Annotated in this window: 9 protein-coding genes; 7 read left to right on the forward strand and 2 right to left on the reverse strand. The window is 29.9% G+C overall.

Features of this window, described 5'->3' with window-relative positions; translation table 11 throughout:
• Window positions 1–48: 48 nt before the first annotated feature.
• Genes CPEL_RS01700 through CPEL_RS01720 form a run of 5 tightly spaced genes read left to right on the forward strand, consistent with a single transcriptional unit; the run spans window position 49 to window position 7531 of the window.
• On the forward strand, window positions 49–828 hold the full coding sequence (locus tag CPEL_RS01700; RefSeq protein WP_044598354.1) for a fumarate reductase cytochrome b subunit: 780 nt from the start codon (window positions 49–51) through the stop codon (window positions 826–828).
• Window positions 812–2803: a fumarate reductase flavoprotein subunit gene (locus tag CPEL_RS01705; protein WP_044598355.1), complete on the forward strand. Its 1992-nt coding sequence runs from the start codon at window positions 812–814 to the stop codon at window positions 2801–2803. The genes CPEL_RS01700 and CPEL_RS01705 overlap by 17 nt, the downstream gene beginning before the upstream one ends.
• Window positions 2796–3521 carry a fumarate reductase iron-sulfur subunit gene (locus CPEL_RS01710; protein ID WP_044598356.1) on the forward strand — a complete coding sequence of 242 codons (726 nt, stop codon included), beginning with the start codon at window positions 2796–2798 and terminating at the stop codon, window positions 3519–3521. The genes CPEL_RS01705 and CPEL_RS01710 overlap by 8 nt, the downstream gene beginning before the upstream one ends.
• Window positions 3499–5724, forward strand: a complete 2226-nt coding sequence (locus CPEL_RS01715; RefSeq protein WP_044598357.1) for a dynamin family protein — start codon at window positions 3499–3501, stop codon at window positions 5722–5724. Before CPEL_RS01710 ends, CPEL_RS01715 begins: the two co-directional genes overlap by 23 nt.
• Window positions 5714–7531 (forward strand): dynamin family protein, encoded by a 1818-nt coding sequence (locus tag CPEL_RS01720; RefSeq protein WP_044598358.1) that lies wholly within the window; start codon window positions 5714–5716, stop codon window positions 7529–7531. The genes CPEL_RS01715 and CPEL_RS01720 overlap by 11 nt, the downstream gene beginning before the upstream one ends.
• Here the strand turns inward: CPEL_RS01720 and CPEL_RS01725 are convergent.
• Complete coding sequence (locus CPEL_RS01725; protein WP_044598359.1) at window positions 7521–8105, reverse strand: NAD(P)H-dependent oxidoreductase; 585 nt, start codon at window positions 8103–8105, stop codon at window positions 7521–7523. The genes CPEL_RS01720 and CPEL_RS01725 overlap by 11 nt on opposite strands.
• Window positions 8106–8164: 59 nt before the next feature.
• On the opposite strand from CPEL_RS01725, the gene CPEL_RS01730 reads away from it, so the two are divergent.
• A complete protein-coding gene (locus CPEL_RS01730) occupies window positions 8165–8617 on the forward strand; it encodes a lipocalin family protein (protein ID WP_044598360.1) in 453 nt (150 codons plus the stop codon).
• On the opposite strand, the gene CPEL_RS01735 is transcribed toward CPEL_RS01730, so the two are convergent.
• Window positions 8614–9696 (reverse strand): NAD(P)-dependent alcohol dehydrogenase, encoded by a 1083-nt coding sequence (locus CPEL_RS01735; protein WP_044598361.1) that lies wholly within the window; start codon window positions 9694–9696, stop codon window positions 8614–8616. The genes CPEL_RS01730 and CPEL_RS01735 overlap by 4 nt on opposite strands.
• A gap of 151 nt (window positions 9697–9847) precedes the next feature.
• Here CPEL_RS01735 and hsdR point away from each other — a divergent pair, with 151 nt between their 5' ends.
• Window positions 9848–12142 (forward strand): EcoAI/FtnUII family type I restriction enzme subunit R, encoded by a 2295-nt coding sequence (gene hsdR / locus CPEL_RS01740; RefSeq protein WP_044598362.1) that lies wholly within the window; start codon window positions 9848–9850, stop codon window positions 12140–12142.
• The last annotated feature ends 80 nt before the right edge of the window (window positions 12143–12222 follow it).

The following is a 12222-nucleotide window of genomic DNA, read 5'->3' on the forward strand; positions in this document are numbered from 1 at the left end:
ATAATTATTTTGATATAAAAAATTATCAATTTTATAAAAGGAGCAAATATGAGCCAACTCATTGAAGGTTTTTTAGGCAAGAGCATTGATGGCAAAAAAAGTAAAATGCCAGCAAAACTTGACTATATCCAAAGTGCAACGGGCTTAATTTTAGGTTTATTCATGTGGGCACATATGTTTTTCGTCTCTACCATTTTGGTTAGTGATGATTTTTTTGATTCAGTTGTTCATTTTTTAGAACTCAAATTTATCATCAATAGTCCAGCTATGAGTTATATTACATCTTTTTTAGCTGCCTGTGTTTTGGTAATTTTCTTCGTGCATGCTGGCCTTGCAATGAGAAAATTTCCTATAAATTTTAGACAATACCAAATTTGTAGAACTCATTTAAAATATATGAATCATGGCGACTCTTCTTTATGGTGGGTTCAAGCAGCAACTGGATTTATTATGTTTTTCCTAGGTTCGGCACATTTAATTTTTGTTATTACTAATGCAGACAAAATTAGCGCTGATATGTCAGGCGATAGAGTTGTTAGTCATTTTATGTGGCTTTTTTATCTTGTTTTATTAATTAGTGTTGAATTGCATGGAAGTATTGGTCTTTATAGACTTTGTGTAAAATGGGGTTGGTTTGAAGGAAAAGATGCTAAAGAAAGTCGTAAAAAACTAAAAAAAGCAAAATGGTTTATTAGTATTTTCTTCTTAGTTTTAGGATTATTAAGCTTAGCTGCTTTTGCAAAAATAGGTTTAAATAATTATCAAAATAATTCTGTAGCACAAATAGTAAAAACTTATGATGGAGCTAAATATGAATATACAATATAGTGATGCTTTAGTTATTGGTGGGGGTCTTGCTGGACTTAGGGCAGCAATTGAAGTTGCAAAAAGTGGCCAAAGTGTAACTTTATTAAGTATTTGTCCTGTTAAAAGATCACACTCTGCTGCTGTTCAAGGTGGTATGCAAGCAAGTTTAGGTAATAGTATTAAAGGCGAAGGTGATAATGAAGATGTGCATTTTGCTGACACAGTAAAAGGTTCAGATTGGGGCTGTGATCAAGAAGTTGCAAGAATGTTTGCACAAACTGCTCCAAAAGCAGTGCGTGAGTTAGCTGCTTGGGGTGTGCCTTGGACTAGGGTTACAAAAGGTCCAAGAACAGTTGTAATTAATGCACAAAAAACAACTATAGAAGAAAAAGAAGAAGCACATGGTCTTATAAATGCAAGAGACTTTGGTGGAACTAAAAAATGGAGAACTTGTTATATAGCTGATGCAACAGGGCATTGTATGCTTTATGGTGTGGCAAATGAAGCGATTAAACATCAAGTAAAAATCATTGATAGAATGGAAGCAGTAAGATTGATCCATGATGGTAAAAAATGTTTAGGGGCTATTGCTAGAGATTTAACTAATGGAGAATTAATTGCTTATGTTGCTAGAGGAACTATGATAGCAACGGGCGGTTATGGTAGAATTTATAAGCAAACTACTAATGCAGTAATTTGTGAAGGAACTGGAGCAGCTATTGCTTTAGAAACTGGACTTTGCAGACTTTCAAACATGGAAGCAGTGCAATTTCACCCAACTCCAATCGTGCCAAGTGGAATTTTATTAACTGAAGGTTGTAGAGGTGATGGTGGTATTTTAAGAGATGTTGATGGATACCGCTTTATGCCTGATTATGAGCCTGAGAAAAAAGAACTTGCAAGTAGGGATGTTGTAAGTCGTAGAATGATGGAGCATATTAGAAAAGGAAAAGGCGTAAAAAGCCCATATGGTGATCATTTATGGCTTGATATTTCTATCCTTGGCCGTGCTCATGTTGAAAAAAATCTTCGTGATGTTCAAGATATTTGTAAAACATTTAATGGTATTGATCCTGCTGATGAGGGTCCAAAAGGTTGGGCGCCGGTTTTACCTATGCAGCATTATTCAATGGGTGGTATTAGAACAAAACCAACTGGTGAGAGTCAATGGTTAAATGGTTTATTTGCTTGCGGTGAAGCAGCTTGTTGGGATATGCACGGATTTAACCGCTTGGGTGGAAATTCATGTTCAGAAACGGTTGTTGCAGGTATGATAGTAGGGGATTATTTTGCTCAATATTGCAAAGAAAATGGCAATGATATTGATACAAATATAGTTAAATCCTTCCTTTCTAAAGAATATGATTATTTAAAATCTCTTGTAAGTAAAGAAGGAAAACATGATGTATTTGAAATCAAAAATAGAATGAAAGATATTATGTGGGAAAAAGTAGCTATCTTTAGAACAGGTCAAGGCCTTGAAGAAGCTGTTAAAGAGCTTGAAGAATTATATCAAAAATCACTTGATTTGAAAGTTCATGATAAAGAATTAAAATGTGCAAACCCAGAGCTTGAAGAAGCTTACAGAGTTCCAAGAATGTTAAAAGTTGCTTTATGTGTTGCTTATGGAGCACTTTTAAGAACAGAAAGTAGAGGAGCTCATTATAGAGAAGATTATCCAAAAAGAGATGATTTAAATTGGATGAAAAGAACAAATACTTACTGGGTAGAAGGTGAAAGTATGCCAAGAGTTGAGTATGAAGATCTTGACATTATGAAAATGGAAATTCCACCTGCGTTTAGAGGTTATGGTGCTAAAGGAAATATCATAGAAAATCCATTAAGCGAAAAACGCCAAGCTGAAGTTGATGCAATCCGTGAGAAAATGGAAGCAGAAGGTAAAGGAAGATATGAAATTCAACATGCTTTAATGCCTTATGAATTGCAGGCTAAATTTAAAGCACCAAACCAAAGAATAGGAGTTGATTATGAGTAGAAAATTAACAATAAGAGCATTTAAATATAATCCATTAAGTAAAATTTCTAAGCCTCATTTTGTTACTTATGAGCTTGAAGAAACTCCATTTATGACAATTTTTGTGTGCTTAACTCAAATTAGAGAAAAAATGGATGCAGATTTGAGTTTTGATTTTGTATGTAGAGCAGGGATTTGCGGAAGCTGTGCTATGATGATCAATGGTAAGCCAAAACTTGCTTGTAAAACTTTAACAAAAGATTATCCAGATGGAGTTATAGAGCTTATGCCATTACCTGCTTTTAGACATATAAAAGATTTAAGTGTTAATACAGGTGAGTGGTTTGATAGTATGTGCAAACGCGTTGAAAGCTGGGTGCATAATGAAAAAGAAACAGATATCTCTAAACTTGAAGAGCGTATTGAGCCAGAAGTTGCTGATGAGACTTTTGAGCTTGATCGTTGTATAGAGTGTGGAATTTGTGTTGCTTCTTGTGCTACTAAGCTGATGAGACCTGATTTTATCGCAGCTACTGGACTTTTAAGAACAGCTAGATATTTACAAGATCCACATGATCACAGAAGTATAGAAGATTTTTATGAATTAGTAGGTGATGATGATGGGGTATTTGGATGTATGTCTTTGCTTGCATGTGAGGATAATTGTCCAAAAGAACTACCTTTACAAAGCAAAATCGCTTATATGAGAAGACAGCTTGTCGCTCAAAGAAACAAATAATCCTAGCCCCCAAGAAAAGGGGGCTTTAAAAGTATTACTAGAACAAATTTGGCAAAATCATAGTGTCTATCTTGATACAAATACTCTTTTTGATGAAGGCTTGATTGATACTCAAAAAGCAGCAATTATTTTAAGTGCAAATCTTAGCAACTATGAAAGATTTAGTGCTTTGAATGAATTTAAAAATTTGATGAAAAGTTTAAATTTACGCTTAGATCTTTATGGTATACAATATGCACAAGTTTGTTTTATTAATGCTTTGAAATTAGGAATTTTGGATAAAAATGAGCTTTTAAAAGCTTTAGAAAAACTTCAAAAAATCACTGATAATACTTTAATGCATACCTTTGTTTCTAAGCAAAAGATTATGCAAAAAGATTATAAACAAGAATTTAAAAATTCCCATCAAACACTAGATCATATCAACCAAAATTTACAAAATCTTTGCGAAGATGAAAAAATTCAAAAACTTTTACAAGAAGCTTTAATTAAATTTAGTAATATTGATTTTTCTATCGCAGTAACGGGTGTGGTAAATGCAGGAAAATCAAGCATGCTAAACGCACTTTTAAAAGAAGATTTTTTAGGAGTGTCTAATGTCCCAGAGACTGCGAATTTAACCATTTTAAAATACGGCAAAGAGCAAAAAGCTAATATTTGTTTTTGGAATGAAAAAGAGTGGCAAAATATTTTAAAAAGTTCTAAAGATAGTCAAGATATGAAAGAGCTTATAAAGCAATTAGAACAAAATTTTAATCTAAATGCGTATATTGAAAAAGAAAATAAAAATATAGAAATAAAATTTGAAGAATTAAAAAATTACACTAGTGCAAAAAACAAAATTTCAGCACTTATTAAAAAAATAGAACTTTATTCTATGCTTGATTTTTTAAAAGACAATGTTTGTATAGTCGATACTCCTGGGCTTGATGATGTGATTATCCAAAGAGAACTTTTAACAAAAGATTATATAAGCAAAGCTGATTTTTTAATCCATCTTATGAATGCTTCCCAAAGTTTAAGTCAAAAAGATTGTGATTTTATTATAGAGTGTTTATTAACTTCAAGGGTAAGCAAGCTTTTGATTGTGCTTACTAAGGCTGATTTGCTTAGCCAAAAAGACTTACAAGAGGTGATTAACTATACTAAAAATAAACTCAAAGAAAATTTAAAATTAAAGTATTCAAGTCAAGATTTAGCAGAAAATGTAGAATTTATATGTATTTCTTCAAAATTAGCTAATGATTTTTATCAAAATAAAGGCGGAAATTTAGAACAAAGTAATATTTTAGCACTAGAAGAGCTTATAATTAAAAGCTTATATGATAAAAACAAAATCGCTTTAAGTGCCTATAAAAAAGAATTATTATTGCATTTAGAAAAAACAGAAGAAAAAATTAAATTTTCTAATAAAATGTTAAATTATGAAAGCTTTGAGCTTGATAAGCAAAATCAAGCTATTATAAATGATTTTAAAGCAAAAAAAGAAAAATTAATGCAGGTAAAAGCAGAGTTAAATGCTATTTTTAACACAAAAAATGAAAACACTCAAGAAATATCAACGCTTTTATATTTGCTAGCTAAGAAATTAAAAGAAAAACTCATAGATGAGTTAAAATATAATCAAAGTAATAAAATTAAAAATAATAATCAAAGATTAAATACCATTATTGATACGACTTTAAAAGATGGAATTTTTGATCTTTTAAGAGAGTTAAAACACCAAAGTGAGTATAAAATTAATGAGATTAAAAATACATTGAGTGTAAAATATGATTTTTTAAAAAATGTTTTAGAACAAAATTGTGATGATTTTAAAAGCAAGGTTGAGACGAAAATAGAAAGTATTTTTAGTGGGGAAATTTTTGTTAAATTAAAACTAGAGCTTTTAGAAACTATAGGGCAAAATAAAGAAATTTATAGATTAGAAAGTATATTAGAAAATAAAATTTTAGAAAAATTACAAAGTTTTGGCGTGGAAAAAATAGCTCAAGATCTAAAAAATAATAAAGATTTTTTTGAGAGTTTAGATTTAAAATTAACTCTTTATGAAAAAGAACAAGAAGAACAAATCAAAGATTTAAAAAATATTATTTTACAAATGGAACAAAATGAGCAAAATGCAAAAGAACTTTTAGATAAAAATAATACAAAATTACATAGTTTAACAATTTTAAAAGCGGAGCTTTTAAATGCAAAATGATATGATTGATGATTTTTTAAAAGCTTATGAAAATGCTTATTGTAAAAATTTTGATGATAGTTTTAAGGGTAAAATTCTTGCCATAAAAAATGCATTTTTAGAACCAAGTTTACATTTAAGTGATGATTTTTTTAAAGAGCTTGAAATGATTATAGCTAGTTATAATAAAGCTATTAACATAGCCATTATAGGTCAGTTTTCTAGCGGTAAATCTACGCTTTTAAATTTGATTTTAGAAAAAGAATGCTTACCAACAGGTGTGGTGCCAGTGACTTTTAAACCTACTTTTTTGCGTTATGCTAAAGAGTATTTTTTAAGAGTAGAGTATGAAGATGGTAGTGATGAGATTGTAGATATAGATGAACTTTCTAAATTTAGTGATCAAAGAAACGAATTAAAAGAAACTAAAAGTTTACATCTTTTTGCACCTATTGAACTTTTAAAAAATATCACTCTTATAGATACTCCAGGATTAAATGCTAATGATATTGATACGCTAACCACTTTTAAAGAACTTTCTTTTATGCATAGTGCTATTTGGCTTAGTTTGGTTGATAATGCGGGTAAAAAGAGTGAAGAAGACGCTATAAAAGCAAACGCCAAACTTTTAGAGCGTGGTGGAATTTGTGTTTTAAATCAAAAAGATAAGCTAAATCAAGATGAGTTAGAAAATGTCTTAAATTATGCACATTTAGTGTTTGATAAGTATTTTGAAAAAATCATAGCAATTTCATGCAAGGAAGCAAAGATTGATTTGCAAAAGTCAAATTTACCTTTGTTGTATGAGTATTTACAAGGGCTTGATTATGAGTATATCAAAAAAGCTTTTGTTAAAGAAAAATTGATTAATTTGTGTGAAATACTGCTAAAACAATATACTTTTTTTGAAGATATTTTAAAGCAATTAGAATTTAAATTTGATACTATTTTACAAACTTCTCAAGTGAATGAATTAGAGCAAAAAATTAAAATTTTAAACCATGATTGTATAGATAAATTAAAGCTCGTTGGGGAAAAAATTGCTCAAGAGATTTTAAAATTTATCAAAGAAAAAGATAGTAGTTATTATAAAGAAACTAAGGGTTTATTTAAGAAAAATCTTTATGAAAAAATAACTTATAAAGCACCATATCTTTCAAGTGATGATGCGTTTTTGGCTATGTTTTATAACTCTGAAGCAATGAATAAAGAATTTAAAAAGCTAAAAAATGAAATTGCTTTAGAATTTGGTCAAATCAAAGATGATTTTTCGCTATTTTTTACTAATTTAGAAGAGCAAATTTTACTTTTTAAAGCTCAATTTTCAAATTTACAAAAAGAAGAGGAGTTAGAAAGTGAAGAAGAATTTGCTAGTTTTAGAAGTTTTGCTAGTGCTAGTGAAGAGCTTTTTTTAAAGGATTTTAAACAATTATTATTTAAAAGTCAGCTTGAACTTGATTTATTTTTAGAAAAACTAAATTTAAAAGCTTTGGCAAATTATGAGAGTGCTACTAAACTTGCTTTGGCTTTTTTTAGTTCTAAAATGAATGCGAGTAAAGAATTTTACGAGCTTGATAGTACTGAATTTAGTTTGTATTATCCAAAAGCAAGCGAGGTTTATCAAAGAGTATTAACCGAACTTAATGTATATGAGTTTGAAGAATTATTTTTAAATAAGCCTGTAGTTTTAAAAATTTATAAAAATTATATGCAAATTTTTGCAGAATTAATACAACATAAAAAGAATTTTATACAAAATATACAAAGCGAATTTGATATTAAAAAATCAATGATTTCTAATATCAAATCCCAAATTTCTAAACTTTAAAATTTTCAAGCAAATGTTTTTCATAATTTTTTATAAATTCATCTATTTTTGGATTTTTACAAACATCATTTACTATAAAAGTAGGCAAAGCACTCATTCTCATATATTGATGAACTTTATGTAAATGCAAATACACCATATCCACACCAACTCCATCAAAAAATTCATTTTCTAAAGTAAAAGCTTCAATAGGAGCATTCCAAGTAAGAGAAAACATATATTTTTTATTTTGCAATAATCCGCCCGTGCCATAATTTATACTAGGATTAGCACTACTTCTTCCATCATTTATAAAAAATTTATCCTTACCTTGTATATAAATTTCATCTATATATTTTTTAACTATCCAAGGCTCGCCCATCCACCAAGCAGGCATTTGATATATCCAAACATCAGCCCACATAAGTTTTTGCATTTCTTCTTCTATATCATATCCTTGATCTATGATTGTCTCTTTTATATTGTAATTTAATGATTTTAGGGTATTTTTTGCGATTTCTTGTAAAGTATGATTTAATCTTCCTTTTGAAAATTTTAATTCTTTAGCACCATTTAATAACAAAATATTTTTCATTTTCAATCCTTTTTTAGTTTGTTAATTTAAAATTATAATCAAAAAAACAAGGAGGAAAAATGATAGAGCTATTAGATAATCTAAATTTAGAAAAATACATGGGCACATGGTTTGAAATGGCTAGAAAACCTGCGTTTTTTCAAAAATCTTGTGTTAACTCTAAAGCAGAATATGAGCTAGAATATGAAGGCGATAAAGCCATAGTTAAAGTTAAAAATATATGCACCAAGGAAAATGGTGAAATCTCTCAAGCAAATGGCAAAGCTAGAGTAAAATCCCCAAGAGCTTTGGCGGTAAAATTTAGCATTTTTATGAATATTTTTAACAAGCCAAATTATGAGATTATTTACATTGATACAAATTATAAAGTTTCTATAGTAGGCAGTCCTGATAAAAAATATTTGTGGATTTTATCAAGAGAAATTTTAGCAAAAGAGCAAATTAACTCTTTGCTTGAAATAGCCAAGCAAAGAGGATTTGACATTAGCGATGTGATTTTTGATAAGTATTAATCTTGCTCACTCATATCAATCACATAGCGAAAATTTGCTTTTCCTGAAGTGAGATTTTCATAAGCTTTGTCAATCTCACTTGGTTTGATGAGTTCAATTTCAGGATAAATTCCATGCTCTAAAGAAAAATCAAGCATTTCTTGAGTTTCTTTAATGCCCCCAATAAGCGAGCCATATACTTTTTTACCTGCTTTAAATACAAAATTAATGATATTTATACTAGGGCTTACTTCATGTGGAGGTAAGCCTACTATAGCCATTTCACCACCAAATTTTAATAAATCCATATAAGCTAGCGGATCATAAGGCGTTGGTATAGTAGAGATGATAAGATCAAATCTTTCTTTAACCACGCTTTTTTCTGTGCTAGTATAAAAATTACTCACGCCCATAGCTAGAGCTTGTGCTTTTTTGTTTTCATTTCTTGCAAAAACACTCACTTTTGCACCCATTTTTACAGCGTATTTTACTGCCATCACACCAAGCCCACCAAATCCTGCTACAGCTACACTTGAGCCTTCTTTGATGTTTGAAAATTTAAGCGGTGAGTAGGTGGTAATGCCTGCACAAAGTAATGGCGCTACTTTGTCAAGTGGGGCATTTTTTGGCACATTGATAGCAAATTTTTCACTTACTACGATGTTGTTTGAGTAGCCTCCGTAGGTGTTTTCATTATCATGAAATACATCTTTGCAGTTGTAAGTGTAGATGGTTTTGCCATTTTCACAAAATTGCTCTTGAGATTTTTTGCATGCTTGGCACTCTCCGCATGAATTTACCATACACCCAACCCCAGCTAAATCACCTACTTTAAATTTACTCACATTTTCACCCACTGCGATAACTTCACCTGCTATTTCATGTCCAGGCACGCAAGGGTAGGTGGCCTCGCCCCACTCACTTCTTGCAGTGTGGATGTCACTATGGCAAATTCCTGCGTATTTGATAGCGATTAAGATGTCGTTTTTGCCTACTTTATGGCGTGTAAATTCAAAAGGGGTGAATTTAGAATCCTTGCTAAGCATAGCATAACCTTTGCTTTTTACGCGGCCATTTTCTAAAAAGATTTTTGTATCCATTTTTTCTCCTTTGTGGTTTTTGAAATTATATTAAAGCTAGGTTTTTATTGCAATAGGAAAAATGAAGTAAGATGCTATCTTAAAGGCTAGTGAAAGGTTTTGTTTTGTTTTTATGATATAATCATTTAAAATTTTGTATTCTAAGGAAAATATGGAAAATAATTTTTTTTCAGAAGATGATACTAGAGTAAAATTTATAGATGCAAAGCTTTCTAATAGCTCTTGGAGTGAAGAAAACATTAAGAGAAATTATTATTTTACAGATGGTAGAAAACTTTTAGGTGGTAAAAGAGCACAAAGAAAATTTGCTGATTATTTGCTTAGATATGAAGGAAACAACCTTGCCATAATAGAAGCTAAAAAATTTAGCAAAGATCCATTAGATGGTTTATCTCAAGGCATAGAATATGCAAAGATTTTAAATGTGCCTTTTGTATATAGTAGCAATGGAGAAAAAATTTATGAATACGATATGAGAAGTCATAGCGGTGAATACATAGATAAATTTCCAACTCCTAAAGAGCTTTTTGATAGAATTTTTGGAAATTTAAAAGAATGGCAATATAAACTTTTAACACAAAAGCCAATGTATATACCGCAAAAAGAATTAAGATATTATCAAAAAATAGCAGTAGATAAAGTCATAGAAGCTATTATAAATAATAAAGATAGAATTTTACTCACTCTTGCTACTGGCACGGGCAAAACAACCATAGCTTTTGCTTTGTGTTATCGTTTATTAGAAGCAAAATGGAATAAAGAAAACAAAGATAGAAAACCTAAGATATTGTTTTTGTGCGATAGAATAAGTCTAAGAAAACAAGCCCTAGGAGAATTTAATCCAATAGAGAAAGATTGTAGAGTAATTAGTGCCGAAGAGATAAGAAAAAACGATGGAAAAACAATAATAAGTTCAGATGTTTTCTTTGGAATTTATCAAAGCTTAGCTTCAAATACTCAAGAAGAACAAGAAAGTAAATTTTATCTTCAATATCCAAAAGATTTTTTTGATCTTATCATTATAGATGAGTGCCACAGAGGCGGAGCAAACGAAGAAGGCAGTTGGAGAGCTGTGCTTGAGTATTTTTCTTATGCTACTCAGCTTGGCTTAACTGCTACTCCAAAAAAAGAAGAAAATATAGACACTTATAAATATTTTGGTGAAAGTGTTTATGATTATAGTCTTAAAAGTGGTATTGAAGATGGATTTTTGACACCTTATAAAGTAAAACTTATCAAAACAACTCTAAGTGATGGCTATACTTATAATCCTGATGATTTGATACAAGGAGAGCTTGAAAAAGGCTTTTATAAACAAAGCGAATTTGAAAGAAATATATTTTTACCAAGATATAATGATTTTATCGCTAAGAAAATTTTAGAGCTTATAAACCCTATGGATAAAACCATAATTTTTTGTGCAAATCAAGCTCACGCAAGCGAAGTAAAAAGAGCAATAGATAAATATAAAAGCGTAAAAAGAGATGATTATTGTGTAAGAGTTACAAGTGATGAAGGTAAAATAGGGCTTAAGTATTTAGAATTGTTTCAAGATAATGACAAAAGCTATCCTGTCATACTTACTAGTTCTAAAATGCTTACAACTGGAGTTGATGCAAAAAATGTGCGAAATATAGTATTGCTAGCAAATATAGGTTCTATGGTGGAATTTAAGCAAATCATCGGGCGTGGCACTAGAGTTTATGAAGGTAAGGATTTTTTTACTATACTTGATTTTGTCGGTGCTACTAAGCTTTTTTATGATCCAAAATGGGATGGTGAAAAAATAGAAGAACTAAAAGAGCAAAACGAAAAAGAAAAAATCACTAAAGAACAAATAAAACAAACAAAAGAAGAAAGCAAAGAAAAAAAGAGCGTAACCATACACTTAAAAGGCACAAAGCTTAAGGTATTAGATATAACTACAAGTTATGTAGGAGCACAAGGTAAGCCACTTAGCACTAAAGAATTTTTAGAATTTTTGATAGGAAAGCTTGGTGAATATTATGATGATGAAACAAAATTGCGTGAGATTTGGAGTGATAAGGACAATAGAAAAAAATTCTTACAAAATCTTAAAAATGATGGTATAGATGAAGAAGCTTTAAAAGATCTAAATGAAATTTTTGAAAAAGATTGTGATATATATGATGTTTTAGCGCATTTAAGCTTTAATAGCGAGATAAAAACAAGGCAAGAGCGTGTTTTGCAAGTAGAAAATAGCGAGTTTTTGAAACGCTTTCAAAAAGAAAAAGCTATAAAATTCATAGAATTTTTACTAAATAGATATCAAGAATACGGCATAAAAGACTTCGATGATGGCTTAAAACCGCTTATAGAGCTTAGTTCTTTAGGTAATGCTAGAGAATTAGCTAATGAATTTGGAAGTTTAGAAAATTTAAAACAAAGCTTTGATGATTTGCAAAGGGAAATTTATGCAAATTAAGATTATTTTTTAAGTGTAAATTTGAGATTTTTCGTTAAAATAATCTTTGAAAATAATTTTTTAATACATTTTAGGAAAAA

It is taken from the genome of Campylobacter peloridis LMG 23910, assembly GCF_000816785.1.
Taxonomy (GTDB): Bacteria; Campylobacterota; Campylobacteria; order Campylobacterales; family Campylobacteraceae; genus Campylobacter_D; species Campylobacter_D peloridis.

Bases quoted from the DNA above. Each gene is read 5' to 3' on its own strand.
- CPEL_RS01700 (WP_044598354.1), top strand. From the start codon at position 49: ATGAGCCAACTCATTGAAGGTTTTTTAGGCAAGAGCATTGATGGCAAA.
- CPEL_RS01705 (WP_044598355.1), top strand. From the start codon at position 812: ATGAATATACAATATAGTGATGCTTTAGTTATTGGTGGGGGTCTTGCT.
- CPEL_RS01710 (WP_044598356.1), top strand. From the start codon at position 2,796: ATGAGTAGAAAATTAACAATAAGAGCATTTAAATATAATCCATTAAGT.
- CPEL_RS01720 (WP_044598358.1), top strand. From the start codon at position 5,714: ATGCAAAATGATATGATTGATGATTTTTTAAAAGCTTATGAAAATGCT.
- CPEL_RS01725 (WP_044598359.1), bottom strand. From the start codon at position 8,105: ATGAAAAATATTTTGTTATTAAATGGTGCTAAAGAATTAAAATTTTCA.
- CPEL_RS01730 (WP_044598360.1), top strand. From the start codon at position 8,165: ATGATAGAGCTATTAGATAATCTAAATTTAGAAAAATACATGGGCACA.
- CPEL_RS01735 (WP_044598361.1), bottom strand. From the start codon at position 9,696: ATGGATACAAAAATCTTTTTAGAAAATGGCCGCGTAAAAAGCAAAGGT.
- hsdR (WP_044598362.1), top strand. From the start codon at position 9,848: ATGGAAAATAATTTTTTTTCAGAAGATGATACTAGAGTAAAATTTATA.